Source organism: Pseudonocardia hierapolitana (assembly GCF_007994075.1).
Classification (GTDB): Bacteria; Actinomycetota; Actinomycetes; order Mycobacteriales; family Pseudonocardiaceae; genus Pseudonocardia; species Pseudonocardia hierapolitana.
This window is the reverse complement of the sequence record NZ_VIWU01000001.1, coordinates 1334920-1361622: the sequence shown is the minus strand read 5'-3', so window position 1 is coordinate 1361622 and position 26703 is coordinate 1334920. Positions and strand designations below refer to the sequence as shown.

Below are 26703 nucleotides of genomic sequence, written 5' to 3'. Positions count from 1 at the left end.
TGTTCGTGATCCCTTCATAAACCAGATCTATCAGCCGCGGCGGTAGGCCCGCCCCCGCGGCGACAGCCGGTAGCCCACCTCCAGGCTCTCGGTGAGCCCGAGCTCCTTGAGCTTGCGGACATCCCGCTTGAACGGCAGCGTCTCCCGGCCCATGCGCGCGGCCAGATCGGGGGCGCGCACGCCCGGGTTCTCCGCGATCAGCTGCAGCACCGCCGCGGTCCACGGGCCGTGGGGCGAGCTGCGGTCCATCCGTGCCAGGCGGGTGTCGATCTCGGCGCGCTCGGCCTGCGACAGCCGGCGCTTCGCCCGCAGCGCCACGCGCGGATCGGGACCTGCCAGCCGCAGTCCGACGCGGTAGAGCTGACCATCGCCGCGCTGCGCCTCCTGCAGCGCGGCGAGATCGGCGAATCCGGCGGCGCGGGCGTCCTCGAGGGTGAGGTCTGACGCCTCGACCGGATCCACGGAGGTGAACTCCAGGACACCGATCTGGGTGCGCTGGCTGCCGCCGACGCGCACCCGGGGCCGGTCCCATCGCCGGAACGCGCACGTGACGGTTCCGGCCGCGATGGCGTCGAGGACGGGGCGGCGGATCTGCACACGCCACATCGTGCCTGCGCTCCCGCCGCTGCAGAACACATAGACTGGGGGGAAGTCCACGAGCACACCGCCGGGAGGAGCGCTGCCGTGAACGCCGACGAGCGTCGCTTCGCCGTGCTGCGGGCGATCGTCGCCGACTACGTTTCCACCCACGAGCCCGTCGGCTCGAAGATGATCGTCGAGCGGCACAACCTGGGCGTCTCCAGCGCCACGGTCCGCAACGACATGGCCGTGCTGGAGGACGAGGGCCTGATCGCCCAGCCCCACACCAGCGCGGGGCGCGTGCCCACGGACAAGGGCTACCGGCTGTTCGTCGACCGGTTGGCGCAGGTCAAGCCGCTGTCGGCGGCGGAGCGGCGCGCCGTGCAGGCGTTCCTCGACGGCGCCGTCGACCTCGACGACGTGCTCCGTCGCAGCGTGCGGCTGCTCGCCCAGCTCACCCGGCAGGTGGCGGTGGTGCAGTACCCCACGCTCACCCGCTCCACCGTGCGCCACTGCGAGATCGTCCAGCTCACGCCCGCCCGGCTGATGCTGGTCGTGATCACCGACAGCGGCCGGGTGGACCAGCGCGTGGTCGACCTCGGTGACGTGATCTCCGACGACGCCGTGGGGCAGGTGCGCACGCTGGTGAACGGCGCGCTCGTGGGGCGGCCGCTCGCGGCCGCGTCCGCCGCCGTCGCCGAGCTGCCCAACACCGCGCCCGCCGACCTGCGCGACGCCATGATCGCGGTGTCGACGGTGCTGATCGAGACGCTCGTCGAGCACCCGGAGGAGCGGCTGCTCCTGGGCGGCACCGCCAACCTCACCCGAAGCGCCGCCGACTTCCCGCACTCGCTGCGGCAGGTGCTCGAGGCCCTGGAAGAGCAGGTGGTCGTGCTCAGGCTGCTGGCATCAGCCCAGGAGCCGGGCACGGTCACGGTGCGCATCGGCGAGGAGAACGAGGCCGAGGAGATGCGCGACACCTCCGTGGTGTCCATCGGCTACGGGCCGGGCACCGTGCTCGGCGGGATGGGCATCCTGGGGCCCACAAGGATGGATTACCCGGGCTCCATCGCCGCGGTGCACGCGGTGGCCCGGTACGTGGGTGAGATCCTGGCTGGACGCTGACGCGCGGCAGGACGCCGCATCCGGAGCAGTACCGAGCGAGAAGGACCATGGGGAACGCGCACGTGGTACGGGATTACTACGGGACACTCGGCGTCTCGCCAGACGCCGGGCCCGACGAGATCAAGCGGGCCTACCGCAGGCTGGCGCGTGAGCTGCACCCCGACGTGAACCCGGACGCGGCGGCGCAGGAACGCTTCCGCGAGGTCAGCGCCGCGTACGAGGTGCTGTCCGATCCGGAGAAGCGGCGCATCGTCGATCTCGGCGGCGACCCGCTGGGCAACGGCGGGGGCGGGGCCGGCGCGGCCGACCCGTTCAGCGCGTTCGGCTTCGGCGACATCATGGACGCCTTCTTCGGCGGTCAGGCGGGCGGGCGTGGGCGGGGCCCGCGCAGCCGGGTGCAGCCCGGCGCCGACGCCCTGATCCGGATGCGGCTCACCCTCGAGGAGTGCGCGAGCGGCGTCACCCGCGACCTCACGGTCGACACCGCCGTCCTCTGCAGCGAGTGCACCGGCTCGGGCTGCGCGCCCGGCAGCGCTCCCACGATGTGCGACATCTGCAACGGCCGCGGCGAGGTGCAGAGCGTGCAGCGCTCGTTCCTCGGCCAGGTCGTCACGTCTCGGCCCTGCCCCAACTGCCGCGGCTTCGGCGAGGTCATCCCCGAGCCGTGCCGGCAGTGCGGCGGCGACGGGCGGGTGCGGTCGCGACGCACAGTGGGCGTGCGCATCCCGCCGGGCGTCGCCGACGGCATGCGCGTCCGGCTGGCCGGGCAGGGCGAGGTCGGACCCGGCGGCGGGCCTGCAGGCGACCTCTACGTGGAGGTGGAGGAGGAGCCGCACGACCTCTTCACGCGCGACGGCGCCGACCTGCACTGCACCGTTCAGCTGCCGATGACGGCCGCCGCGCTCGGCACCACGCTGCCGCTGCCCACCCTCGACGGCACCGAGGAGCTGCACATCGAGCCCGGCACCCAGGCCGGCACGGTGCGCACGCTGCGCGGCAAGGGCATGCCGAGGTTGCGCTCCACCGGCCGCGTCGACGGCCAGGGCGACCTGATGGTGCACGTCGACGTCGCCGTTCCCACCAAGCTCGACGCCAAGCAGACCGAGCTGCTGCGCCAGCTCGCGGCGCTGCGCGGCGAGGAGCAGCCCGACCTCGCGGGCGGCAACCGCAACGGGCACGGGATCTTCTCGCGGCTGCGCGACTCGTTCGGTCGATGACCGGATCCGTCGTCCCGGTGGCTGGTCGGCCCACCTGGTACGCCGAGTACGGCGAAGGGGATCCGCTCGTCTACCTGCACGGCGGGTTCTCCAGCTCGCGCGAGTTCGCGCCGGTGCGCGAGGCGTACGCCGCGCGGTTCCACGTGTTCACCCCCGACCGGCGCGGTCACGGGCACACCCCCGACGTCCCGGGCTCGTTCACGTACGAGCTGTACGCCGGGGATGCCGTCGCGTTCCTCGAGGAGGTCGTCGGCGGACCCGCGCATCTCGTGGGCTACAGCGACGGCGCGATCACCGCGCTGCTCGTGGGGCTCGCGCGGCCCGACCTCGTGCGGCGGATGGTGCTGATCAGCGGCCAGTTCCACCAGAGCGGCCTGCTCCCGGCGTTCTTCCACGGGCCGGACGCGGTGGCCGAGCTGCAGGCGTCCCCGCTCGGCGCCTGGTACGCGGAGGAGTCCCCGGACGGCGCCGAGCACTTCCCGGTGGTCGCGGCGAAGATCATCGAGAGCGCGCTCACCGGACCGACGCTCGTCGCCGAGCAGCTCGCGGGGGTGCCGGCGCGGACGCTCGTCATGTCCGGCGACGACGACGCGGTGACCCTTGAGCACACGATCGAGATGTACCGGTCGCTGCCCGACGCCGAGCTGGCCGTGGTGCCGGGCACCTCGCACGTGCTGTGCATGGAGAAGCCCGATCTGGTCACGCAGCTCGTGCTCGGCTTCCTCACCACGGATCCGGTGCCGACGATCGCGCCCATCCGCCGCGCATGAGTACCGCGCCGCTCTTCCTGCTCGACCCCCTGCCTGCCGCCGGGGCCGCCCGGCTGGAGGGCCCGGAGGGTCGGCACGCCGCCACCGTCAAGCGGCTGCGCCCCGGCGAGGCGGTGCTGCTGTCCGACGGCCGCGGCGGGCTCGCCCATGCCGTGGTCGATGCTGCCGGGCGCGACACCGTGGACCTCACGATCGTCCGTCGCGCCGACGCCGACGTGCCCGCCCCTCGGGTCCTGCTGGCCCAGGCGCTCTTGAAGGGCGACCGCGGCGAGCTGGCCGTCGAGTCGGCCACCGAGGCGGGCGTGGACGGGATCCTGCCGTGGCGCGCCGCGCGCTGCGTGGCCCGCTGGGAGGAGGGGCCGCGCGGGGAGAAGGCGCTCGCGCGCTGGCGCAGCACGGTGCGCGAGGCGGCGAAGCAGGCCCGCAGGCCGTGGCTGCCGGTCGTCGAGGAGCTGGTCACCACGGCCGCGCTCGTCCGGCGGGTCAGCGCGGTCGACCTGGCGGTCGTGCTGCACGAGGGCGCCTCCCGACGGCTCGCCGACGTGCCGCTGCCGCCGCGTGGTGAGCTGCTGCTCGTGGTCGGCCCGGAGGGTGGCATCACCGATGCCGAGACCGACATGCTCGTCGCGGCCGGCGCGCTGCCGGTGCGTTTGGGGGCCGAGGTGCTGCGCGCCTCCACCGCGGCCGCGGTGGCACTGGGCGCATTGGGGGTGCTCACCTCGCGGTGGGGTTGACATCCCCGTCAACCGGGTGAGAGCGGGTTCGCCCTGGTCGTGGCGGAGTACCGTTCTCCTTGTCGCGGTGCCGTGCCGCGGGTGTTCGCACCCACGGGGCCGCCGGCGTGATTCCCCCAGCCGGCGGAGCCGCGTCGCGGTGGGCGTACCCCCCACGTCCACCGCGGCGTGGCAACCCGGTACGTGCGATGCTGCCCCCGTGCCGACGCCGCTCCGGATCGTCTACGGCGACCACCCCAGCCAGTTCGGCGAGCTCACGCTCCCCGATGGTCAACCGCGCGCCGTCGTCGTGGTGGTGCACGGTGGGTTCTGGCGGCAGCGCTTCGGCCTGGAGCTCGGCAGGCCCCTCGTCGCCGATCTCGTCGCCGCCGGGTACGCGGCCTGGAACATCGAGTACCGGCGGGTGGGCGGCGACGGTGGCTGGCCGGCCACGTTCGACGACGTCGCAGCGGCCCTCGACCTGCTCGTCGGGCGGGACCTGCCCCTGGATCGGGTGGTGGCCGTCGGGCACTCGGCGGGCGGGCACCTCGCCGCCTGGCTCGCCGCGCGTCCCGGCCTGCCTGCCGACGCCCCGGGTGCCGCGCCCGCGGTGCGGCTGCGCGGTGTGGTGAGCCAGGCCGGGGTGCTCGACCTCGTCGACGCCGAGCGGAACGGCGTGGGCAACGGCGCGGCCAAGGACCTGCTCGGCGGCGGCCCGGACGACGTGCCCGACCGGTACGTCCTCGCCTCGCCGGTGGAGCGGCTCCCGCTCGGCGTCCGCGTGGTGTGCGTGCACGGCACGGCCGACGTCAACGTGCCGATCCGGCAGAGCGAGCGGTTCGTCGCTGCGGCCGGTGACGAGGCGGAGCTGGTGACCCTGCCCGGGGTGGAGCACTTCGCGGTGATCGACCCGGCGACGGAGGCGTGGAAGGCGTGCCGGGAGGCGGTGGACCGGCTGGTCGGCCCCGCCGGCTGAGCGTCACGCCGCGGCCCGGAAGTTCAGGAAAGCCACATTCAGGGCCAGCACAGCCCTGAATGTGGCTTTCCTGAACTCCGCCGGGAGGGCCTGGGGCCATAGGTTGGGGGGAGATTGGTGCCGAACCCCGGGAGGAACAGTGACCGTGCTCTCCGACCTGGTCGCCGCGTTGCGCGACCGCACCGTCGAGGTCGTCGACCTGACCGCTCCGCTGCAGGCGGACACCCCGGTGCTGCAGCTGCCCCCGCCGTTCGCCAACGCGTCCGCGTTCGGGCTCTCCGAGATCAGCCGCTACGACGACCGGGGCCCTGCCTGGTACTGGAACGACATCCACACCTCCGAGCACACCGGCACCCACTTCGACGCGCCGGTCCACTGGGTCACCGCGAAGGACGGGGAGGACATCGCGCAGGTCGCGCCGCAGAAACTGCTCGCGCCGGCCGCCGTGCTCGACGTCGCGGACCAGGCCGCGGCGAACCCCGACTTCCTGCTCGAGATCGAGCACGTGCGGACCTGGGAGAAGGAGCACGGGCCGCTCCCCGAGGGCGGCTGGCTGCTCTACCGCACCGGGTGGGACGCCCGCAGCGCCGACGCCGATGCGTTCCTGAACGCGGGCGCGACGCCGGGGATCTCGGTCGAGTGCGCGAAGTGGCTCGCCGAGGAGGCGCCGGTGATCGGGATCGGCGTGGAGACCGTCGGCACCGACGCGGGTGCGGCGCACGGCTTCGACCCGCCGTTCCCGTGCCACAGCTTCCTGCTCGGCGCGGGCAAGTACGGGCTCACCCAGCTGCAGAACCTGGCCCAGCTGCCGCCCACCGGGGCGGTGGTCGTGGCGGGCCCGCTACCGATCGTCGGCGGGTCGGGCAGTCCCGCGCGCGTCCTCGCGTTGGTGGAGCGGTGACGGTCGCGGAACTCGTCGGGCGAGCCCTCGCCGAGCTCGGCGTCGGGCACGCGTTCGGCGTGGTGGGCAGCGGCAACTTCCACGTGACCAACGCGCTGCGCGACGGCGGGGTGCCGTACGTCGCGGCGCGGCACGAGGGCGGCGCCGCGACGATGGCCGACGCGTACGCCCGCACCAGCGGGCGCGTCGGCGTGCTCACGGTGCACCAGGGCTGCGGGCTCACCAACGCGATGACCGGGATCACCGAGGCGGCGAAGAGCCGCACCCCGATGATCGTGCTCGCCGCCGACACCGGGGCGGGCGCGGTGCGCTCGAACTTCCGGATCGACCAGGACGTGCTGGCCCGCGCGGTGGGAGCGGTGGCCGAGCGGGTGCACTCGCCCGCCACCGCGCTCGCCGACGTCGTCCGCGCCTACCGCACCGCGGTGGAGCAGCGCCGCACCGTCGTGCTCAACCTGCCGCTCGACGTGCAGGCGGCGGACGTGGACGCCGGGCCCGTGCCCGCCGTGCAGCCGCTCGCCCCGGTCCGTCCGGGCGCGGAGGCGGTCGAGGCGCTCGCCGCCCTGATCGCGGGGGCGGCGCGGCCGGTGTTCGTCGCGGGTCGCGGTGCCCGCGCGGCTGGTGCGCAGCTGCGCGAGTTGGCGGCCGCGTCCGGCGCCTTGCTGGCGACGTCCGCCGTCGCGGCGGGTCTCTTCGCCGACGATCCGTGGTCCCTGGGGATCTCCGGCGGCTTCGCCACCCCGCTCGCCGCCGAGCTGATCTCCGGCGCCGATCTCGTCGTCGGGTGGGGCTGCGCGCTCAACATGTGGACGATGCGCCACGGCGCGCTGATCGGCCCGGACGCGACGGTCGTCCAGGTCGATCTCGACGCCGACGCGATCGGCGCGAACCGGCCGGTGCACCTGGGTGTGCTCGGGGACGTCGGAGCGACGGCCGAGGACGTGCGCGCGGCGCTCGACGGCCCGCCCACCGGCTACCGCACACCCGAGGTCGCGGCCGCGATCGCGGAGCGCGGCCGCTGGCGCAGCGAGCCCTACAAGGACCTCACCGGCGCCGACGGCATCGACCCGCGCACGCTGACGATCGCCCTCGACGACCTGCTGCCCGCCGAACGGACGGTGGCGGTCGACTCGGGCAACTTCATGGGCTATCCCAGCGCCTACCTGCGGGTGCCCGACGAGCACGGCTACTGCCTCACCCAGGGCTTCCAGTCGATCGGGCTGGGCCTGGCCACCGCGATCGGCGCCGCGTGCGCCCGGCCGGACCGGCTCACCGTCGCGGCGCTGGGCGACGGCGGCGCGTTGATGTCGGCGGCCGAGCTGGAGACGGTGACGCGGCTGGGCCTGCAGATGGTGGTCGTGGTGTACGACGACCGCGGCTACGGCGCCGAGGTGCACCACTTCACCGGCGAGGACCACACCACCGTGGCGTTCCCGGACACCGACATCGCCGCCATCGGCCGGGGCTACGGGTTCGAGGCCGTCACGGTGAACGCGCAGGCCGACCTCGACGCCGTGGCGCACTGGGTGGCCGGGCCCCGGGACGCCCCCCTGCTGGTGCACGCGCGCATCGCCTCGGACGGCGGCTCCTGGTGGCTGGCGGAAGCCTTCCGGGGGCACTAGCGCCTGTTTAGAAAGTGGATCTTCGTCGTCGGCCAGCGCGTGTCGGTCGGCGGAGATGAGTGAGGCCTCCGGTAGATGGATCAACGACCAAGAAGACCATCACCACCGGAGACCTCGTGGGGACCGTACCCGCGGGTGCCCGTCATGACCTCACCGACGCGCAGTGGCAGCTGCTTGCACCCCTGCTACCTGCGGTGAGTGGGCGTGGGCGGCCCCGAACGTGGACCAGACGACAGTTGATCGACGGGATCCGGTGGCGGACCCGTGCCGGCACACCGTGGCGGGACATACCCGAGCGGTACGGGTCCTGGCAGTCGGTCTACGGCCTGTTCCGGGCCTGGCAACGTGACGGCATCTGGACCCGGATCATGGAACGCCTGCAGCAACTCGGTGACGAGGCTGGCCTGATCTGCTGGGACGTGTCGGTGGACTCCACGATCGTGCGGGCGCACCAGCACGCCGCGGGCGCCCGCCAAGACCCGGCCGGTCAAGTCGAACCACCCGGTGATGAGCCGGCCGACCACGCACTCGGCCGGTCCCGTGGCGGATGGACCACAAAGCTGCATCTGGCTTCTGAGCAGGGGCGTAAGCCGCTGTCGATGCTGCTCACCGCCGGGCATCGAGGAGACAGCCCGCAGTTCGTGCCGGTCCTGGAACGCATCCGGGTCCTGCGGCCCGGGCAGGGGCGGCCCCGGACCCGACCGGACCGGGTACTGGCCGACAAGGCCTACTCATCCTGGGCCAACCGCGCCTACCTACGCCGACGCGGTATCCGCGCGACTATCCCGATCAAGCGCGACCAGCAGGCCCACCGGCGTAAGCGTGGATCACGTGGTGGACGGCCTCCACGGTTCGACCCCGACATCTACCGCCAGCGGCATGCCGTTGAGTGCAGCATCAACCTGCACAAACAGCACCGAGGGTTCGCCACCCGCTACGACAAGCTCGCCCTGCGCTTCGAAGCCACCACCCAGATCGTAGAGATCAACATCTGGCTCCGCCGATTAGTAAACACGCGCTAGTGCTCCCCGCCGGAGGTTCGCCAAGGGTCTCTGCGGCCCAGCTCCACGCTGGACGCACCGGCGAACAGCCCGAGTACGCCCGGTACGAGGGCTGCCCGCCGGCACGCCCAGCGAGAAGCTGGATCCACCGATACCCCCGACGAACCTCCGGCGGGAAGCACTAGCCACGGATCACCTGGCCGCGCGGGTAGCGGTGTGCGGAACGGCCCGGCAGGCGTCCGCGATCGCCGCGGTGTCCCAGTAGAACGGCCACACCTCGGTGATGCGCCCCTCGGCGACGCGCACCGTCTGCAGGATCGGGAACTCCAGCTTCCGGCCGGTCGCGCGGGCCGTGGCGCGCACCTCGGTGCGCACGACGACCACGTCGCCGGCCGGGTGGAACTCCTGCTCGAGCATCTCGAACGCCTCCCAGGCCGTGCTCATCGCTGCGAAGAAGCGCTCCAGCCCGGCGTGCCCGCGCCAGGTGCCGCCGTAGGGCAGCGTCTCGGCCTGGTGCAGCACCACGTCGGGCGCGAAGAACGGCGCCAGGGTCTCGAAGCTCGCCCTTCCGGGCCCGCCCGCGTCCAGGTACTCCTGCTCGGCCGCGTACATGCCCCGCAGCACGGTCAGTGCGTCGTCGGTCATGGGACCGAGTCTCGACGCCGCGCCGAGCGGGGGCTGGCGGAGATCAGCCCTTGATCCCCGACTCCGCGACTCCCTGCACGAGGTAGCGCTGCAGGAACACGAACACGAGCACCAGGGGCACGATCGAGATGAGCGCGGCCATGAACACCTGGTGCAGGTTGATCGTCTGGGCCGTCATCAGCGTCGAGAGCGACACCTGCACCGTCCACATCGACGGGTTCTGCCCGACGACGAGCGGCCACAGGAACTGGTTCCACGAGGCGATGGCCGTGATGACCGAGATGGCGGCGAAGAAACCGAGCGAGTTCGGCACCACGATCCGCCAGAAGACGCCGAGGTAGCCGAGGCCGTCGATGCGGCCCGCCTCCTCCAGCTCCCGCGGGAAGTTGAGGAAGTACTGCCGGAACAGGAACGCGGTGAACCCGCTGAACAGGACCGGGACGATGATCCCCTGGTAGGAGTTCACCCAGCCCAGCCGGGACACGATGATGAAGCTCGGCACGAACGTCACGGCGGGCGGCACCATCAGCGTGAGCAGCACCGCGTAGAAGATCGGGGTGGCGTACCGGAACGGGATGCGGGCCAGCGCGTACCCCGCCATCGACGAGAGCAGCACCGTCCCGGCCGTCTGCGTCACCGCGATGAACGCCGAGTTGAACATGGCCCGTGCGAGGTTCGCCGTCGGGTCCGCGAAGGCCTCGGCGACGTTGCCCCACCGCAGCGAGCTCGGGAAGATCGTCCAGTCGACGCCGGTGATCTCCCGGTCGGTCGCGAGCGCGTTGCGCAGCATCAGGTAGAACGGCAGCAGGAACAGCACGGTCGCGACGACGAGCGCGGCGTACCGCGCCACGGTCACGGGGATGCCGGACTGCCTCATGTCTCCGGCCTCCCGAACCCGTAGATGCGGTTCTGCGCCAGCGTCACCAGCACGATCAGGGCGGCGAGGATCATGGCGCCTGCGCTGCCGTGGCCGTAGTCCTGGTTGCTCTGCGCGGTGTAGTAGAGGTAGACGAGCGGCGGCCGGGCCAGCGAGCTGTTGCCCAGGAGGTTGTAGAACTCGTCGAACGCCTGGTAGGCCGCGATCAGGTTGAGCAGCAGCACCGCCACCGACGTCGTCCGCAGCTGCGGCAGGGTGATGTGGCGGAACGTCTGCCACCCGGCCTTGGCACCGTCCACGTACGCGGCCTCGTAGAGCTCGGGGGAGATCCGCTGCAGCCCGGCGAGGAACAGGATGATGTAGAAGCCCAGCTGCAGCCACAGCCGCACGGTGGCCAGCACCAGCCAGTACCACGGCGGGCTCACCGACGACAGCCACGCGATGTTCTCGACGCCGAACAGCGAGAGCACCTGGTTGGCCAGCCCGAACCGCACGCCGTTGAAGATCGACAGCTTCCAGATCAGCGACGCCACCACGTAGGAGCACGCGGTGGGCAGGAAGAAGGCCGACCGGAAGAAGGCCCGCGCCACGGCGATCTGGTTGAGCAGCACCGCGAGCAGCAGCGACAGCACGAACGTGAGCGGCACGATGATCGCGGCGAAGACGGTGAAGGTCCACAGGCTGTCGAGGAACGGCCCGGGCCCGAGCAGGTCGAGGTAGTTCTGGAGGCCGACGAACTCGCGGGGCTGCACCGTGTTCTGCGCCCGGTTGAAGCTGAGGACGAAGCTCCAGGCGATCGGCAGGTACACGAACACGACCAGGCCCGCGAGGAACGGCCCCATGAAGAGCCAGAACGCAGGCGTGGCCCCCATGCTCCCGCGGCGCCGCGGCCGGGCGCCTGCCGCGTGCCGGGGCGGCGACGGCGGTGCTTCGACCGTGCTCACGCCGCGAGGCGGGCCAGCTCGGCCTCGACCGCCTGCTGCGCCTTGGCGAGCTCGGCGTCGATGTCTCCGCCGCCGCGGACGATCGCGGTGGCCGCATCGGCGAACGCCGACTTCATCTTCGGGGTCCACATCGGGTTCGGCGCCACCGCGGACTCGTTGAAGATGCGCAGGGCCTCCGCCGCGACCCCTTCCTGCAGCTTCTGGGCGCTCGCAGCGAGGCTCTTGCGCGGCGGGATGTGGAAGCCGTACGAGAGGTTGAAGTCCTCCTGCGCCTCGGCGTTGTCGATCCACAGCCACTTGACGAAGTCCTTGGCCAGGTCGACGTCCCGCGCCTTGGCGCTGACGAAGGAGGTCCAGCCGCCGAGGAAGGTGACCGGCTTGCCGACGGTCGCGCTCAGCGCGGGCCACGGCACGATGCCGAAGTCGTCGCCGAATGCCTCTTTGATCTTCGGCATCGCCCAGAGCCCGCACCACTGCATGGCGGCGAGCTCCTGGGTGAACGCCGACGGGTCCCAGAAGTCGGTGGGCGCCCCGAGCAGGATCGAACCGCTCTCGGCGAGCTCACGCAGCTTGCGGAACGAGTCCTTCGCCTCCGGCGTGGTGAAGCCGATCCTGTTGTCCGCGGTGAGGTTCGCCGTTCCTGCCGACCACAACACGAGGTCGAGCAGGGCGCCGCCGCCGAACGCGGGGGTGACCCCGGCGTCGTTGCCGATGAACAGGCCCTTGACGCCGTCCCGGTTCAGCGCGCGGGAGGCGTCGATCAGCTCGTCCATCGTGGTGGGCGGCTGCACGCCCGCCGCGGCGAGGAGGCTCTTGCGGTAGTAGAGGAAGCCGGTGTCGTCGACGATCTTCACGCCGTAGATCGAGCCGTCGAGCGACGTGGCCGTGACGTCGGTGTCGGTGTAGTCGCCCCGCACCGGGCCGACGATGTCGTCGAGCGGGACGATCTGTCCGCTGCGGACCATGTCCACGTTGAGCTGGTACTCGAAGACGTCAGGGCCGCTGTCGGACAGCAGCCCGGACGACAGCTTCGACTCGTAGTCGCCGGGTGTCCACTGCACCTCGACGGTGGCCCGCTCGTAGCCCTGGGCGTAGCGCTGCACCGCCTGCTCCGTGCCCGACTCGCCGTAGAGGTGGTACCACTGCTTGAGCGTCGGCTTGCCGCCGCCGGACCCTCCACCGCTGTCGAGGCCACCGGTGTCCCCACCGCACGCGGCGAGCGCGCCTCCGATGCCGAGCGCACCCACCAGGGACAGGAACGTGCGGCGGGTGGACACCGGCAGGTGGGACATGTCCGCAGGCATGCGTGGACCTCTCGTCGTCGCTGACGGGGTGGGCGGAAAGCCCTTACTCGCGGACGCTATGGCCGGCCTCTCACGGGTGTCAATGCCCTTCGGTTGCTCCGTCGGGGCGCCTCGGTCCGGGGAGGGTCCCCGCGCCGATCCCTAGCGTCATGGCCCGACACCAGGAGCGGCCGGGGGACGCACACGACCCCAGGATGATCATCCGCGGCGGTATCGCAGCGTGACGATCCGGAACGGGCGCAGCCGCAGCGTTCCGTCGCCCGCCAGGGCGACCGGCTCGGGGAGCGGGCGTTCCAGGAGGTCGGTCTCGACCACCCCCGAGTGCTCGAAGCCGGCCGTGACCCGGGCGCTCGCCCGCCCGCCGTGCGCCTCGTAGAGCCGCACGACGACGTCGCCGCTGCCGTCCTCGGCGAGCTTGACGGCCTCGACCACCACCGCGGGGGAGTCGACCGTCACGAGCGGGGCGATCGGCGCGCCGCGGACGGTGCGCAGCGGCAGGTTGAGCCGGTAGCCCTCTGCCACCGCGTCCGCGATCGTGGCGCCTGCCCTCAGGGAGACCCGCAGGCGGTGCTCGCCCTGGTCGGAGGTGGGGTCGGGGAAGAGCGGTGCGCGCAGCAGCGAGAGCCGCACGACCGTGGTCGTGCCGCCGTCCGGGCGGGTGGAGCGGGTGACGTCGTGGCCGTAGGTCGAGTCGTTCGCGACGGCCACGCCGTAGCCGGGCTCGCCCACGTGCACCCAGCGGTGGGCCACGGTCTCGAACCGCGCGGCGTCCCACGAGGTGTTGGTGTGGATCGGCCGGTGCAGGTGCCCGAACTGGATCTCCGACGTCGCCCGCTCTGCGTGCACGTCGACCGGGAAGGCGAGTTTGAGCAGCTTCTGCCGCTCGTGCCAGTCCACGTGGGTGTCGATCTCGATCGAGGCCGACCCGGCGGCGAGCGACACGACCTGCGTGATCGTCGACGCGCCCGCCTTGCGCACGATCCGCACGGCGGCCCGTTCCGGCCCGCGCTCGACGACCGCCAGCTCGGCGACGTCGGTGAGGTCACGGCCGTGGCGGCGGTAGTGCTCGTCGATGTCCCACGCGTCCCACTGGGTGGGGGTGTCGCGGTGCAGCTGCAGCAGGTTCGCGGCCGAACCGGGTGGCACGAGCTCGCGGTCGGCGGCGAGGTCGTACACGGAGGTGAGCAGCCCGCGCCGGTCGACCACGACGCGTACCGCGCCGCTGTCCAGCACCGTGCCGTCGCCGTTCTCCTCGACGCGCACCGCCTCGGCGGACGCGGCGATCGCACCGCCGCCCAGCGCAGGCACGCCGTCGACCGGGTAGGGACCCGCGTTGACCGTGACCGCGCCGTCCCCGTCGCCGGCGAGGGCGGCGAGCGAGCGGGCGACGACGGCTTCGAGGTCCTCGGCGACGCGGGCGTAGTTGCGCTCGGCCTCCTGGTGCACCCAGGCGATCGAGGTGCCGGGCAGGATGTCGTGGAACTGCTGCAGCAGCACGGTGTGCCAGCAACGTTCCAGCACGTCGGCGGGGTAGGGCAGGCCCGCCCGGACGGCCGCGGTCGCGGCCCACAGCTCGGCCTCGCGCAACAGGTGCTCGCTGCGGCGGTTGCCGCGCTTGGTGCGGGCCTGCGAGGTGTAGGTGCCGCGGTGGAACTCGAGGTACAGCTCGCCCGACCACACGGGCGGGCGCGGGTACTCCGCCTCGGCGGTGGAGAAGAACTCGGCGGGCGGGGTCATCCGGACCGCGGGCGAGCCTTCCAGTGACTTCGTGCGGGCCGCGGCGGCGAGCATCTCCCGGGTGGGCCCGCCGCCGCCGTCGCCCCAGCCGAACGGCACGAGCGAGGTGTTGGCGCGCCCCTTCTCGGCGTACTGCCGTTGCGCGCGGGCCAGCTCGTGCTGGGACAGCTCCGCGTTGTAGGTGTCGACCGGCGGGAAGTGCGTGAACACCTGGGTGCCGTCGATGCCCTCCCAGCGGAACGTGTGGTGGGGCATCACGTTGGTCTCGTTCCAGGAGATCTTCTGGGTGAGGAACCAGCGGGACCCGGCGGCGGTGATGAGCTGCGGGAGTGCGGCGCTGTAGCCGAAGGAGTCGGGCAGCCACACCTCGAGGGGCTCCACGCCCAGCTGCTCGATGAAGAATCGCTTGCCGGCCACGAACTGGCGGGCCAGCGCCTCGGAGCCGGGCATGTTGGTGTCCGACTCGACCCACATCCCGCCGACCGGCACGAACCGGCCCTCGGCCACGCGCTGCTTGACCCGCTCGAACAGCTCCGGCTGGTGCTCGGCCAGCCACGCGTACTGCTGGGCCGAGGACGCGGCGAACACGAACTCCTCGTCGGTGTCCATCAGGTCCAGGACGTTCGCGAACGTCCGCGCCACCTTCCGGACGGTCTCGCGCACCGGCCACAGCCATGCGGAGTCGATGTGGGCGTGCCCGACGGCGTGCACCCGGTGCGCGCTCGGCCACGCCGGGCTCGCCAGCGCGTCCACGAGCTCGGCCCTGCCCAGCGCGGCGGTGCCCGCCACGTCGTCCGGGTCGACGACGTCGACGGCCCGCTCCAGCGCACGCAGCACCTCGGCGCGCCGCGGCAGGTCGGTGGGCAGCTCGGCGACCAGCCCGGACAGCGTCCAGAAGTCCTGCGCCAGCTCCCAGACGGTGACGTCGAGCAGCGCGATGTCGGCGGCGACGAGCCGGTAGAGCGGGTCGTCCCCCGCGGTCGCCGGGTCGCCCATGCGGGTCGGGGTGTACGTCCAGTCGGCGGCCACGCCCGGGTTGGACGCGGCCTCCACGTAGAGGTCGACCGCGGAACCGGGCCCGCCGGGCAGCGGGACGTGCGCGTTGCGCGGCTCGACGGCGGCGACGACCTTCCCCTCCGGGGTGTACGCGAGGCCCTCGGACTGGAAGCCGGGCTGCACGCCCGCGAACCCGAGGTCGACGGCGAGCTCGGGGCGGGTGCCCGGATCGGTCCAGCCGGCCGGCACGACGCCCCTGAGGTGGAACCAGACCGTGCCCCATGGCCATCCCCACGGCGAGCCGATCGCGAACGGCGCGTACTCCTGGCGCACCGCTTCGGCGAACGGCACCGGTTCGCCCGGCGCCGTCCAGGCGGTGACCTCCACCGGGACACGCTCGCGGTACATCGCCGGGACGAGCCGCTCGCGCACGAAGCGCGCGATCCGCTGCTGGACCAGCTTCGAGTCGTCATGCACTGTGTCTGTTGCCTCCGCTTCGCTCCGGCGTGCTCGCGGGCCCTTCGAGGCGCCATCCTGCTCCCCCGCAGGACGACACCAGGCCGCTCGCATATAAATCCAATCTCTGGACTAAATGCCCTGTCAAGGGGCCCGTGCCCGTCGGAAACAACACGCGTTCCGTCGGGGGCTCGCGGTAGCATCGTGGGAGTTCACACCGGCAGAGACGAGAGCAGGCGGCACAACCCTTGACCCATCCGGATCCCGTCCAGTCCCGTATGGCCGTTCCGGACGCTGCTCTGCTCGCGCTGCTGGGCTCGCGCGACGAGAGCCTGCGCGTCGCCGAGGAGATGCTCGAGGCCGACGTCCACGTCCGTGGCAACGAGCTCACGCTCACCGGTGCCCCGGCCGATGTGGCCTTCGCCGAGCGCGTCTTCACCGAGCTGATCATGCTCGCGGAGCGGGGCCAGCAGGTCTCGCCCGACGCCGTGCGCCGCACCGTCGAGATGCTCGGCGACGGCGACGCCGACGAGCGCGCCCGCATCGGCGAGTCGCCCGCCGAGGTGCTCTCGCTCGACATCCTGTCGCGGCGCGGCAAGACCATCCGGCCCAAGACGCTCAACCAGAAGCGCTACGTCGACTCGATCGACGCACACACGATCGTCTTCGGCATCGGCCCGGCGGGTACGGGCAAGACCTACCTCGCCATGGCCAAGGCCGTGCAGGCGCTGCAGGCCAAGATGGTCACCCGCATCATCCTCACGCGGCCTGCCGTCGAGGCGGGGGAGCGGCTGGGCTACCTGCCGGGCACGCTCTACGAGAAGATCGACCCGTACCTGCGGCCGCTGTACGACGCGCTGCACGACATGCTCGACCCGGAGTCGATCCCCAAGCTGATCGCCGCCGGCACGATCGAGGTGGCGCCGCTCGCGTACATGCGCGGGCGCACGCTCAACGACGCCTTCATCATCCTCGACGAGGCGCAGAACACCACGCCCGAGCAGATGAAGATGTTCCTCACCCGGCTCGGCTTCGGCTCGAAGATCGTGGTCACCGGGGACGTCACGCAGGTCGACCTGCCCGGCGGCACCCGCTCCGGGCTCACCGTCGTGCGCGACATCCTCGGCGACGTCGACGACGTGCACTTCGCGCAGCTGTCCAGCACCGACGTGGTGCGCCACCGCCTCGTCGCCGACATCGTCGACGCCTACGCGAGGTGGGACGCGGCGGGCGAGCGCCCCAACCTGCGCGCCGCCGCGCCGCGCAACGGCCCGCCCCAGGACCACCGCCGCCGCAACCGCCGCTGACCTGGCGGTAGCCCGACGCACCCGATGTCGGCCGACGCTCCCGTTCGACGGGGTGCGTGGGCCGAGTCGGTGTGCGCGAGCCGCGGTGCGTGAGCGAGCGTCAGGCGTCGCCGCCCGCCACCTGCACGGTGCGGGCCACCGCCTCGGCCGTCGCGCCCAGCGTCTCCGACACCTCCCAGGCCACGGCGCGGACGCGCTCGCCCAGCTCGGCGGCCCGCCGGTCGTCCATGCGGACCTCCGGCACCGAGGTGCCGAGGGCGCCGACCACGGCGCCGGTGTGGTCGAAGAGCGGGGCCGCGACGGCGCGGATGCCCGGATAGCGCTCGGCCTGTGACCCCGCCCAGCCGCGGGCGCGGATCGTGACGAGCTGGGCGCGCAGCTCGTCGGGGTCGGTGATCGTGCGGGGCGTGGCGGCCGGGATCGGCCGGGAGAGCCAGCGCTCCTGCCGGTCGGGCGGCAGCATCGCGAGGATCGCCTTGCCCGGCGCGCCGTGCGGCAGGGCGAGCGGTACGCCGATGTCGGTGTAGGTGCGCCGCAGCTCCTGGTGGCTCTCCACCTGGTCGACGACGGCGCGCTCATCGGTGGGCAGCAGCTCGTGCACGGCGACGGTCTCGTCGATCTCGTCCCGCAGCGCGCGCAGGAACGGCAGCGCCGCGTCGCGCAGCGTGGTGGGCACGGCCCCGCTGCGCGCGAGCTGGACGAGCAACGGTCCGAGCCCGTAGCGGCGGCCCGGGGTCTGGCGCACCAGGCTGTTGCTCTGCATCGCGGCGAGCAGCCGGTGGGTGGTGCTCGTCGACAGTCCCGTCATGCGGGCGATCTCGCTGATGCCCAGCTCGGGACGACGCGCGTCGAAGCAGCGCAGGATCGCGACCGCCCGGTCGATCGACTGGACGCCGGCCCGTGTGGGGGCGTCCGCTGCGTCCGCGCTCACCGCTCCTCCGTCGCCCTTGACCAGGGAAGGGACGGATCGTACTGTTTCCATAACACGGGATAATATCCCGTGATACGGGAAAGGCGGTCACGTGCTCCCGCTCGACGGATTCCGAGTCCTCGACCTCACCCGGTTCCTCTCCGGGCCGTACTGCACGATGGTTCTGGCCGAGCTGGGCGCTGACGTGATCAAGGTCGAGCAGCCGGTCACCGGCGACGACTCCCGCAGGCTCGCGCCGAAGGTGGAGGGTGAGAGCTACCCCTTCGCGATGCCCAACCGGAGCAAGCGCAGCATCTCGCTCGACCTCAAGACCGACCGCGGCCGCCAGATCTTCCTGCGCCTCGTCGCAGAGGCCGACCTCGTGATCGAGAACTTCCGCCCGGGTGTGGTGCGCCGTCTCGGCATCGACTACGCGGCCGTGAAGGCGGTCCGGCCCGACGTCATCTACTGCTCCATCAGCGGCTTCGGGCAGACGGGGCCGTACCGGGACCGCCCGGGGTTCGACATCATGGCCCAGGGCGCCGTCGGCCTCATGCGCATGACCGGCGAGCCGGGAGGCAGGCCGGTCAAGGTCGGCATCGCGATCAACGACATCGCGGCCGGAGCCACCGCGATCTACTCCGTGCTCGCGGCGCACATCCAGCGCTCGCGCACCGGCGAGGGGCAGTACCTGGACATCTCGCTGGTCGACGCGGGCCTCGCGTGGACGGTGTGGGAGTCGGGCGCGTGGTTCGGCGGGGGTGAGGAGCCCGCGGCCACGGGCACCCGGCACCGGCGGTCCACGCCGTACCAGGCGTACCGCACGGCCGATGGCTACGTCACGATCGGCGCCAACAACGACCGGCTGTGGGAGCGCCTGGTCACCGGTGTGCTCGACCGGCCCGAGTGGCTCACCGACCCCCGGTTCGCGACGCTGCCGGACCGGATGGCGCACATCGACGAGCTCGAGGTCGAGATCGAGCGGCTCACCACCACCCGCGCCACCGAGGAGTGGATCAAGCGCCTCGACCGGGCGGGCGTGCCCGGCGGCCCGGTGCTCACCTACGCCGAGGCGCTCGACGACCCCCACGTCGTCGAGCGCGGGATGATCGTCGAGCAGGAGCACCCGATCATGGGGCCCATGCGGACGATCGCGCCGCCCACCAAGTTCTCCACCCTCGACTTCCGGGTGCGCGGCCCCGCGCCGTGGCTCGGCCAGCACACCGCGCAGGTGCTGCGCGACAGCGGGATCGGCGACGACGAGGTGGCCGAGCTGTTCGCGAGCGGCGTGGCCTACGACGCCCACCCCGAAAGGCAAGCGAGCTGATGTCCGACCAGATCCTCATCGAACGCGCCGGGCCGGACGGCGTGGCCACCGTGGTGCTCAACCGGCCCCAGAGCCACAACGCGATCACCATCGACATGTACCGGGAGCTCCCCGGCCTGCTCGCCGGGCTCGACGCCGACCCGGACGTCAAGGTCGTGGTGCTGCGCGGGGCCGGGCAGAAGGCCTTCGCATCGGGCGCGGACATCGCGGAGTTCGAGCGCGAGCGCGGCGACGCCGAGCGCGCCCGCCGCTACAACGAGCACGTCGCGGCCGCCGAGCGGGCGCTCGACGGCATGGTGAAGCCGACGATCGCGATGGTGCACGGCTACTGCATCGGCGGCGGGGCAGGCCTCGCGCTGGCCTGCGACCTGCGCTTCGCCGACGAGCGCGCCCGCTTCGCGATCACGCCGGCCAAGCTCGGGCTCGTCTACAGCCTCGAGTCCACCCGCCGCCTCGTGGACCTCGCCGGGCCGTCGCGCGCCACGTGGATCCTCGTCTCCGGCCAGCAGATCCCGGCCGATCGCGCGGTGGCGCTCGGCCTCTTCGACGAGGTCGTGCCCACCGACGACCTCGCCGCCACCACCTATGGGTTCGCCGAGGTCGTCACCACGCGCGCGCAGTACAGCGTGCGGAAGGGCAAGGAGATAGTCCGCCGGGTCGTGGCCGGCCAGCTCACCGACGACGCGGAGACCACCGCCATCCGGAACGGGTCGTTCGACACCCCCGACTACGCCGAGGGCGTGCGCGCGTTCCTGGAGAAGCGCCCGCCGCGGTTCACGTGGGGATGAGCCCCGACATGAACACCGATGTCACGGCGCGTGCCGCGCAGGCCGCCGCGGAGGCCCGCCCCGAGTTCGGGGCGTTCTTCCTCGCCCGCTTCCTCGACCTCGACATCTCCTACGACGACGAGGCCCGCACCTGCACCGTCGGGCTGCCCTATGCGGGGCACCTGTGCAACCCGCAGGGCTCGGTGCACGGCGGGGTGATCGCCACCGCGATGGACGTGTCGATGGGGCACCTGTGCCACCGCTTCCTCTCCACCGCGGTGACGGTCGAGATGAACCTGCGCTTCTTCCGGCCGCTCACCGGCCGGGGTCGCTGCACGGCCGCGCTGCTGAACGCCGGCCGACGACTCGTGCACCTGGAGTCGCGCCTCGTCGACGACGAGGGCCGGCTCGTGGCGTTCGCCGCCGGTTCGTGGCACCGACTCGAACGCAAGGACCCCGACGTGGCCTGAATGTCCCGCCCCCAGCCCCAACTCCGGCACCGTCGCCGGGAAGGGAGACCGCCATGCCCCGCACGTTTCTCCGGAGGGCGCTCGCCGCGGCCGCCGTGATGGTCCTGGCCGGTTGCTCCGGAGCCGGGACCGCGGAGTCCCCGGAGGAGTACCCGTCGCAGGACCTGGACTGGACGATCGCCTTCGGCCCGGGCGGCGGGAACGACATCATGGCGCGCACGATCGTCGACATCCTGCAGAAGCACCGGCTCTACCCGCACGACATCGTCGTCGAGAACCGGGAGGGCGGCAGCGGCGCGACGGGGTGGGGGCACGTCTTCAGCGACGCAGGCAGCGGATACTCCATCTCCACGACGTCCGGCTCGTTCATCACCACACCCCTGCAGGCCGACACGGGGTGGCAGCCGCAGGACTTCACGCCCGTCGGGCTCTTCGCCACCGACGACTCGCTGTTCCTGGTTCCCGGCACGAGCCCGATCACCGACTGGGCGAGCTGGGTGGAGCACGCCCGCGGGAAGGGCAGCGTGGTCGTGGGCGGGATCGGCACCGTCAACGTCGACTTCATCGTCCACGCGATGCTCGCCGACCAGGCCGGTTACCGGATCGAGTACGTGCCGTTCAACGACGAGGGGCAGATGCAGACGGCCATGTTGTCCGGCAGCCTCGAGGCGATCATCTCCAACCCGGGCACCGTGCTGGGCCACGTGCAGGCCGGCCAGTTGCGGGCCCTGCTCACCACGGCGGCCGAGCCGCTGCCGGAGATCCCGGACGTGCCCACGGACGAGTCGCTCGGGTTCACCGGCCTCCCCTCGATGCCCCGCGGGCTGATCCTCCCGCCGGACGCCCCCGAGCACGCGCAGCAGTGGTGGATCACGACCATGCAGCAGGTCGTCGAGACGCCGGAGTGGAAGGAGTACGTGGCCAGCAACCACCTGTCGGAGGACCTGCGCTGGGGGGCGGACTTCAGCGCGTTCCTGGACCAGACGCAGGCGGACTTCAAGCGCATCCTCACCGAGCGGGGCGCGCTGTGACCGCGCGCAGCGAGGAACGAGCGACCGAGCACCGGAGGAGCGAGACGGCGTCACCAGGGGCCCGCAAGCCCGCCGGAGCGAAGCGGAGGCCGATGAACACGGTGTTCTTCGGGATCCTGCTGGTCGTCCTCGCGGGCTACTTCCAGCTCGCGCTCGGCATGGAGTGGCGTACGGCCGCCGGCCGCATCGGGCCGGGCTTCTTCCCCCGTTTCATCGGTGGCATCGGGATCGTGCTCACCCTCGTCGCGCTCGTGGGCAGCCTGCGCCGCGTCGAGCCCGAGCCCGAGGTCGACGGGCCCGATCTCGGACGGCACCCGCGGACGATGGCGATCGTCGTGGTGGCCGCCGCGGCGCTCGCGGCCGCGTTCACGGTGCTGGGGGCGGTCATCGCCGGTGCACTGTTCCTGCTCGGCTGCCTGTGGCTGCTCAACCGCGAGCACCCGGTGCTGAACGCCGTGCTCGGCATCGGACTGTCCGTCGGGCTGTACGTGCTCTTCCAGACGCTGCTGAACGCGGGCCTTCCGGCCGGCGTCCTGCCGCGGTTCTGACGGCCGGGGGAGGGACGCCGTGGACGTCTTCGCCGATCTCGGGCAGGGGATCCTCGCCCTGCTCACCGTGCAGAACGTGCTCCTGCTCGCGGCGGGCGTGGTGCTCGGGATGGTCGTCGGCGTCATGCCGGGGCTCGGCCCGTCGGCCGGGCTCGCGGTGCTGCTGCCGCTCACCTTCGGCCTCGATCCCACCGGCGCCATCATCATGCTGGCCGCGGTCTACTACGGCGCGATGTACGGCGGCACGATCACGTCGGTGCTGATCAACACTCCGGGGGAGTCGGCCACGGTCGCCAGCACCTTCGACGGCTACCCGCTCGCGCGGCAGGGCCGGGCGGGTCCCGCGCTGGTGATGGCCGCCGTCGCCTCGTTCGTCGCCGGGACGCTCGGTGCCCTGCTGATCAGCGTCGCCGCGCCGGTCACCGCGGCGGTGGCGAGCAGCTTCGGTCCGCCGGAGCTTTTCCTCGTGGTCGTCGCCGGCCTGCTCACGCTCATCGTGATCATCGGCCGCAACTGGCTGCTCGGCGCGCTGTCCGCGCTCGTCGGGTTCGCGCTCGCGACCGTCGGCGTCGACATCGGCGGCGGGGCGCAGCGCTACACGTTCGGCTCCACCGAGCTGATCAACGGCATCGACTTCATCCCGGTGGCGATCGGCCTGTTCGGCATCGGCGAGATCCTGCACACCCTGTGGCGGGGTGGGCACCTCGAGCGCATCGGCTACTTCACGGTGGGCTCGCGCGGACGCGCGTTCTGGCCGAACCGGGAGGACGTGCGCGAGTCGCGCGGCCCGATCCTGCGCGGCTCGCTGCTCGGATTCGCCGTGGGCACGGCACCGGGCGCGGGTGCCACGGTGGCGTCGCTGATGTCGTACAACCTCGAGAAGTCGATCTCGCGGAGGCCGGAGCGGTTCGGCAAGGGCGCGATGGCCGGGCTCGCCGGGCCGGAGGCGGCGAACAACGCGGCCTCCGCCGGGGCGATGGTGCCGCTGCTGACGCTGGGCATCCCGGGGTCGGCGGCCACCGCCGTGCTGATCGGCGGGTTCCTGATGTGGGGGCTGCAGCCGGGCCCGCTGCTCATGGAGCAGAACCCGGAGTTCGCCTGGGGCCTCATCGCCAGCATGTACCTGGGCAACGTGATGTTGCTGCTGGTGAACGTGTTCTGCATCCCGGCGTTCGCGAGCATCGCCCGCGTGCCGTTCCGGGTGTTGGCACCGGTGATCATCCTGCTCTGCGTGGTCGGGACCTACTCGGTGAACGGCAGCATCGTCGAGGTCGGGATCATGCTGGCCTGCGGTGTGCTCGGGTTCTTCATGCGCCGGTACGGCATGTCGCCCGCGGCGCTGGTGATCGCGCTCGTGCTCGGGCCGCTCGCGGAGGAGACGCTGCGCCAGACGATGATCATCTCCGGTGGCGACTTCACGATCTTCGTGCAGCGCACGACGAGCCTGGTGCTCCTGATCGTGATCGCGACGCTGGTCCTGCTCCCGACCGTGCTGCCGCGCATCCGGAAGGCGGTCACGTCGAGGCTGGCCGAGTGGGGCAGGCGCCGGACCCCCGAGCACACGTCGGAGCAGTAGGCGTTCGTAGGCTGAGCGGAAACTGCGAGGAGAGGACCCATCTGCATGCGGTTGGCGAGCATTCGTGTCGACGGGACCGAGATCCCGGCCGTGGTCGAACAAGGACGTGGGGTCGCCCGCGTGCCCGACCTGCTCCCCGGGTTCGACGGCGACGTCCGGGCCGTCCTCGTCGAGGAGCGCGTCGCCGAGCTGGCGAAGGCCGTCGAGTCCGCCGGCGATGCCCTGTTCGTGCCCGAGTCCTCGGTGGCGTTCGGCGCGCCGTACCGGCATCCGCGGCTCATCTGGGGCATCGGCCTGAACTACGTCGACCACGCCGCCGACCTGTCCGAGCAGGTGCCCGATGAGCCGGCGTCGTTCATCAAGGGCGACCACACGGTGATCGGCCCGGGTGAGGAGATCCCGATCCCGCCGCAGAGCTCCCGCACCACCGCGGAGGCCGAGTTGGGCCTCGTGATCGGGCGCTACTGCCGCGACGTGAGCGAGGCGGACGCGCTCGACCACGTCTTCGGCGTCACCACGGTGCTCGACCAGACCGCCGAGGACATCCTGGAGCGCAACCCGCGGTTCCTCACCCGGTCCAAGAACTTCCCGGGCTTCTTCTCCTTCGGGCCGCAGATCGTGCCGCTCGCCGAGGTGGGTGACCTGGCGTCCGTCGAGGTCAGCACCGTGCTGGACGGCGGGGTGCACCGCAGCAACACGGTCTCGCGCATGCGTTACTCGCCGCAGTTCCTGGTGAGCTTCCACAGCGCGGTGATGCCGCTGTACCCCGGGGACATCATCTCCACCGGCACCCCGGGGGCGGTGCACATCCGGCCCGGCACGGTGGCGGAGTGCCGCATCCCCGGGGTGGGTGTCCTCACGAACCCGGTGGTGCAGGGGTAGCTTCGGGGCTTCAGCGGGGCAGGTAGGTCTCCAGCATCGCGTTGCGGAACTTGCCTTCGGGGTCGTGCTTCAGCGTGAGGGTGGCGAAGTCGTTCAGGCGCGGCCAGAGTGAGGCGACCGTCGCCGGGGCGGTGCCGAACACCTTGCCCCAGTGCGGCCGGGTACCGAACTGGGCCAGCGCCGACTCCAGCGCGGCCACCGCGGGGAGCACGGCCTCGGTGTCGGGCACCCAGGTGAAGTGCAGCGCCGCGGTCTCGCGGCCCTGGGCGGGGGAGAGCCACAGGTCGTCGGCCGCCACCGTCCGGATCTCGGAGACCTGCAGCACCGGCGTCACGTGGTCGCGGACGGCGTCGACCGCGCGCAGGGCGTCGGGGAGGGCCTCGCGCGGCACGAAGTACTCCGACTGCAGCTCGTCGCCGCTGCTCGGGGTGAACTCGAGCCGGAAGTGCGGCAGGCGCGCGTGCCACGGCCCCGGCTCACCCAGCTGCGGGGTGCAGTGCTGCGGGTCGACGCCGGGCACCATGTGCACCGGTGCCGGAGCCCTCGTGGCGCCGAGCCAGCGGACGGGCGGCTCGGGATCGGTGTCGAGCTGCTTGAGCCAGACCTGCTCGAAGCCCGCGCCCCTCCAGTGGGTGAACAGGCTGACGCTGTAGCCGCCGGCGAGCGCCTCCTCGGCGGCGTCGAGGGCGAGACCCTCGTAGATCCACTGTCGGATGCCGAACGTCGGGCGCAGGTCCAGCGTGAGCGCGGTGACGATGCCCAGCGCGCCGAGTGCCACGACCGAGCCGGGGAACTCCGCGTCGCCGCGGCGGACGGTGCGCAGCTCGCCGTCGGCCCCCACGAGCTCGACGGCGGACACGGCCGTGCCGAGCGCGCCGTTGGCCTGCCCGGACCCGTGGGTGCCGGTGGCGCAGGCGCCCGCCACGACGATGTGGGGGAGCGATCCCAGGTTCGGCAGGGCGAAACCGGCGTCGTGCATGCGCCCGGTGAACTCGCCGTACCGCAGGCCGGCCGAGACGCGCGCGGTGGCGGTGGCCGCATCGATCTCGACGACGGGCGGGAGCCCGGCGAGGGTGACGTGCTCGCCGTCGGTGTCGGCGATCCGGCTGAACGAGTGCCCCGAGCCGAGCGCCCGTACCCGGTCGCTGCCCGCGACCAGCTCCTGCAGCTGCGCAACCGATGTCGGGCGGTGCACCTCCCGCGAGGAGAAGACGACGTTGCCTGCCCAGTTCGCGGTCACCATGGACGCGAACCTAGCGCCCCGTCCAGGAAGGTCCGCACGTATCTCGGCGGCCCAGGCGTCCGCTGGCTGCGTTGTCGGAAGGCCCGAGTACGCCCAGTACGCGGACCTTCCTCCGCCTTGCCAGCGAACGCCTGGATCCACCGATCTACGCACCGACCTCCCTGGACGGGGCGCTAGCCACTGTGCTCGACGGTCTAGGCTGGTTGTCCGGTAAGCGAGTGGAGCAGGGGAAATCCGTGTCTATCGAGGTGTGCAACGAGTCGGGCGTGGCCGTCGACGAGTCGCTGCTGGCCTCCGTGGCGCGCTTCTCCCTCGACGCGATGCACGTCAACCCCGCGGCCGAGCTGTCGATCCTCGTCGTGACCGAAGAGGTCATGAGCGAGCTGCACGAGCGCTGGATGGACGAGCCGGGGCCCACCGACGTCCTGTCGTTCCCGATGGACGAGCTGGTGGAGGAGTCGCGGCGCCCGGACGCCCCCGACACCGGCCCGGCGCTGCTCGGCGACATCGTGCTGTGCCCGGACTTCGCCAAGGCGCAGGCCCGCAAGGCGGGCCACACCCTCGCCGACGAGATGCACCTGCTCACCGTGCACGGCGTGCTGCACCTGCTCGGCTACGACCACGCCGAGCCGGAGCAGGAGCGGGAGATGTTCGGCCTGCAGAACCGGCTGCTCGCCGACTGGCAGGCCGCACGCCAGAAGGCCGCCGCCGAGGCCGCGCGGCACCGCAGCGACTCCGCGGTGCTCGGCACCGCAGGCCTCGAGGACTCCTGAACCCCC

At 72.2% G+C, this 26703-nt stretch carries 25 protein-coding genes; 17 read left to right on the top strand and 8 right to left on the bottom strand.

All coding sequences use genetic code 11. The annotated features are described in order from the left end of the window. Nucleotides 1-30: 30 nt before the first annotated feature. A complete protein-coding gene (locus tag FHX44_RS06570) occupies nt 31-657 on the bottom strand; it encodes an ASCH domain-containing protein (RefSeq protein ID WP_246170245.1) in 627 nt (208 codons plus the stop codon). A gap of 27 nt (nt 658-684) precedes the next feature. Here FHX44_RS06570 and hrcA point away from each other — a divergent pair, with 27 nt between their 5' ends. From hrcA to FHX44_RS06530, 8 genes are all read left to right on the top strand, one after another. Further along, nucleotides 685-1704, top strand: a complete 1020-nt coding sequence (hrcA, locus tag FHX44_RS06565) for a heat-inducible transcriptional repressor HrcA (RefSeq protein WP_147254649.1) — start codon at nt 685-687, stop codon at nt 1702-1704. Between the two features lie 62 nt (nt 1705-1766). Continuing rightward, on the top strand, nt 1767-2921 hold the full coding sequence (gene dnaJ, locus FHX44_RS06560; protein WP_147260966.1) for a molecular chaperone DnaJ: 1155 nt from the start codon (nt 1767-1769) through the stop codon (nt 2919-2921). Further along, nucleotides 2918-3691, top strand: a complete 774-nt coding sequence (locus tag FHX44_RS06555; RefSeq protein ID WP_147254648.1) for an alpha/beta fold hydrolase — start codon at nt 2918-2920, stop codon at nt 3689-3691. Before dnaJ ends, FHX44_RS06555 begins: the two co-directional genes overlap by 4 nt. Beyond that, the gene (locus tag FHX44_RS06550; protein WP_147254647.1) at nt 3688-4425 is read left to right on the top strand and encodes a 16S rRNA (uracil(1498)-N(3))-methyltransferase; all 738 of its coding nucleotides are present in this window, start codon (nt 3688-3690) and stop codon (nt 4423-4425) included. The genes FHX44_RS06555 and FHX44_RS06550 overlap by 4 nt, the downstream gene beginning before the upstream one ends. A 199-nt stretch (nt 4426-4624) precedes the next feature. Continuing rightward, the gene (locus FHX44_RS06545; protein WP_147254646.1) at nt 4625-5380 is read left to right on the top strand and encodes an alpha/beta hydrolase family protein; all 756 of its coding nucleotides are present in this window, start codon (nt 4625-4627) and stop codon (nt 5378-5380) included. A 139-nt stretch (nt 5381-5519) separates the two neighbouring features. Then, nucleotides 5520-6281 (top strand): cyclase family protein, encoded by a 762-nt coding sequence (locus FHX44_RS06540; RefSeq protein WP_147254645.1) that lies wholly within the window; start codon nt 5520-5522, stop codon nt 6279-6281. Continuing rightward, complete coding sequence (locus tag FHX44_RS06535; protein ID WP_147254643.1) at nt 6278-7903, top strand: thiamine pyrophosphate-binding protein; 1626 nt, start codon at nt 6278-6280, stop codon at nt 7901-7903. The genes FHX44_RS06540 and FHX44_RS06535 overlap by 4 nt, the downstream gene beginning before the upstream one ends. Before the next feature lie 116 nt (nt 7904-8019). Continuing rightward, nucleotides 8020-8925: an IS5 family transposase gene (locus FHX44_RS06530; RefSeq protein ID WP_147254064.1), complete on the top strand. Its 906-nt coding sequence runs from the start codon at nt 8020-8022 to the stop codon at nt 8923-8925. Between the two features lie 171 nt (nt 8926-9096). Here the strand turns inward: FHX44_RS06530 and FHX44_RS06525 are convergent, their stop codons facing one another. From FHX44_RS06525 to FHX44_RS06505, 5 genes are all read right to left on the bottom strand, one after another. Next, nucleotides 9097-9549, bottom strand: coding sequence for a nuclear transport factor 2 family protein (locus FHX44_RS06525; protein ID WP_246170244.1), 453 nt, complete (start codon nt 9547-9549; stop codon nt 9097-9099). Between the two features lie 43 nt (nt 9550-9592). Further along, nucleotides 9593-10426 (bottom strand): carbohydrate ABC transporter permease, encoded by an 834-nt coding sequence (locus tag FHX44_RS06520; RefSeq protein WP_147254642.1) that lies wholly within the window; start codon nt 10424-10426, stop codon nt 9593-9595. After that, entirely contained in the window at nt 10423-11298 is an 876-nt protein-coding gene (locus tag FHX44_RS06515; RefSeq protein ID WP_147260964.1) for a carbohydrate ABC transporter permease, read from the bottom strand. The genes FHX44_RS06520 and FHX44_RS06515 overlap by 4 nt, the downstream gene beginning before the upstream one ends. A gap of 68 nt (nt 11299-11366) precedes the next feature. Continuing rightward, on the bottom strand, nt 11367-12674 hold the full coding sequence (locus FHX44_RS06510) for a sugar ABC transporter substrate-binding protein (RefSeq protein ID WP_212612360.1): 1308 nt from the start codon (nt 12672-12674) through the stop codon (nt 11367-11369). Nucleotides 12675-12872: 198 nt separating this feature from the next. Further along, the gene (locus FHX44_RS06505; protein WP_147254641.1) at nt 12873-15884 is read right to left on the bottom strand and encodes an alpha-mannosidase; all 3012 of its coding nucleotides are present in this window, start codon (nt 15882-15884) and stop codon (nt 12873-12875) included. 227 nt (nt 15885-16111) lie between these two features. Between FHX44_RS06505 and FHX44_RS06500 the strand changes: the two genes are divergently transcribed. Beyond that, the gene (locus tag FHX44_RS06500) at nt 16112-17170 is read left to right on the top strand and encodes a PhoH family protein (protein WP_246170243.1); all 1059 of its coding nucleotides are present in this window, start codon (nt 16112-16114) and stop codon (nt 17168-17170) included. Nucleotides 17171-17270: 100 nt separating this feature from the next. On the opposite strand, the gene FHX44_RS06495 is transcribed toward FHX44_RS06500, so the two are convergent. Continuing rightward, a complete protein-coding gene (locus tag FHX44_RS06495) occupies nt 17271-18101 on the bottom strand; it encodes an IclR family transcriptional regulator (RefSeq protein ID WP_212612359.1) in 831 nt (276 codons plus the stop codon). 91 nt (nt 18102-18192) lie between these two features. Here FHX44_RS06495 and FHX44_RS06490 point away from each other — a divergent pair, with 91 nt between their 5' ends. The 7 genes from FHX44_RS06490 to FHX44_RS06460 all read left to right on the top strand — a co-directional run bounded on the left by FHX44_RS06490 (nt 18193) and on the right by FHX44_RS06460 (nt 24681). Continuing rightward, a complete protein-coding gene (locus FHX44_RS06490) occupies nt 18193-19407 on the top strand; it encodes a CaiB/BaiF CoA transferase family protein (protein WP_147254638.1) in 1215 nt (404 codons plus the stop codon). Then, nucleotides 19407-20195 carry an enoyl-CoA hydratase-related protein gene (locus FHX44_RS06485; protein ID WP_147254637.1) on the top strand — a complete coding sequence of 263 codons (789 nt, stop codon included), beginning with the start codon at nt 19407-19409 and terminating at the stop codon, nt 20193-20195. The genes FHX44_RS06490 and FHX44_RS06485 overlap by 1 nt, the downstream gene beginning before the upstream one ends. Before the next feature lie 8 nt (nt 20196-20203). Next, on the top strand, nt 20204-20644 hold the full coding sequence (locus tag FHX44_RS06480) for a PaaI family thioesterase (protein WP_170308798.1): 441 nt from the start codon (nt 20204-20206) through the stop codon (nt 20642-20644). 53 nt (nt 20645-20697) lie between these two features. After that, complete coding sequence (locus FHX44_RS06475) at nt 20698-21675, top strand: Bug family tripartite tricarboxylate transporter substrate binding protein (protein ID WP_212612358.1); 978 nt, start codon at nt 20698-20700, stop codon at nt 21673-21675. 92 nt (nt 21676-21767) lie between these two features. Continuing rightward, on the top strand, nt 21768-22223 hold the full coding sequence (locus tag FHX44_RS06470; protein WP_147254635.1) for a tripartite tricarboxylate transporter TctB family protein: 456 nt from the start codon (nt 21768-21770) through the stop codon (nt 22221-22223). A 19-nt stretch (nt 22224-22242) separates the two neighbouring features. Then, nucleotides 22243-23799, top strand: coding sequence for a tripartite tricarboxylate transporter permease (locus FHX44_RS06465; RefSeq protein WP_147254634.1), 1557 nt, complete (start codon nt 22243-22245; stop codon nt 23797-23799). Between the two features lie 120 nt (nt 23800-23919). Next, nucleotides 23920-24681 (top strand): fumarylacetoacetate hydrolase family protein, encoded by a 762-nt coding sequence (locus FHX44_RS06460; RefSeq protein WP_246170242.1) that lies wholly within the window; start codon nt 23920-23922, stop codon nt 24679-24681. Nucleotides 24682-24691: 10 nt separating this feature from the next. Here the strand turns inward: FHX44_RS06460 and FHX44_RS06455 are convergent, their stop codons facing one another. Further along, a complete protein-coding gene (locus tag FHX44_RS06455; RefSeq protein WP_147254632.1) occupies nt 24692-25924 on the bottom strand; it encodes a D-arabinono-1,4-lactone oxidase in 1233 nt (410 codons plus the stop codon). A gap of 236 nt (nt 25925-26160) precedes the next feature. On the opposite strand from FHX44_RS06455, the gene ybeY reads away from it, so the two are divergent. Beyond that, complete coding sequence (gene ybeY, locus FHX44_RS06450; RefSeq protein ID WP_147254631.1) at nt 26161-26697, top strand: rRNA maturation RNase YbeY; 537 nt, start codon at nt 26161-26163, stop codon at nt 26695-26697. Nucleotides 26698-26703 lie beyond the last annotated feature (6 nt).

Excerpts from the sequence above, each read along its gene's own strand:
- FHX44_RS06475 (WP_212612358.1), top strand. The coding sequence starts at position 20,698 with ATGCCCCGCACGTTTCTCCGGAGGGCGCTCGCCGCGGCCGCCGTGATG.
- FHX44_RS06470 (WP_147254635.1), top strand. The coding sequence starts at position 21,768 with ATGAACACGGTGTTCTTCGGGATCCTGCTGGTCGTCCTCGCGGGCTAC.
- FHX44_RS06525 (WP_246170244.1), bottom strand. The coding sequence starts at position 9,549 with ATGACCGACGACGCACTGACCGTGCTGCGGGGCATGTACGCGGCCGAG.
- FHX44_RS06455 (WP_147254632.1), bottom strand. The coding sequence starts at position 25,924 with ATGGTGACCGCGAACTGGGCAGGCAACGTCGTCTTCTCCTCGCGGGAG.
- FHX44_RS06555 (WP_147254648.1), top strand. The coding sequence starts at position 2,918 with ATGACCGGATCCGTCGTCCCGGTGGCTGGTCGGCCCACCTGGTACGCC.
- FHX44_RS06515 (WP_147260964.1), bottom strand. The coding sequence starts at position 11,298 with ATGGGGGCCACGCCTGCGTTCTGGCTCTTCATGGGGCCGTTCCTCGCG.
- FHX44_RS06485 (WP_147254637.1), top strand. The coding sequence starts at position 19,407 with ATGTCCGACCAGATCCTCATCGAACGCGCCGGGCCGGACGGCGTGGCC.
- FHX44_RS06550 (WP_147254647.1), top strand. The coding sequence starts at position 3,688 with ATGAGTACCGCGCCGCTCTTCCTGCTCGACCCCCTGCCTGCCGCCGGG.
- FHX44_RS06510 (WP_212612360.1), bottom strand. The coding sequence starts at position 12,674 with ATGCCTGCGGACATGTCCCACCTGCCGGTGTCCACCCGCCGCACGTTC.
- FHX44_RS06520 (WP_147254642.1), bottom strand. The coding sequence starts at position 10,426 with ATGAGGCAGTCCGGCATCCCCGTGACCGTGGCGCGGTACGCCGCGCTC.
- FHX44_RS06480 (WP_170308798.1), top strand. The coding sequence starts at position 20,204 with ATGAACACCGATGTCACGGCGCGTGCCGCGCAGGCCGCCGCGGAGGCC.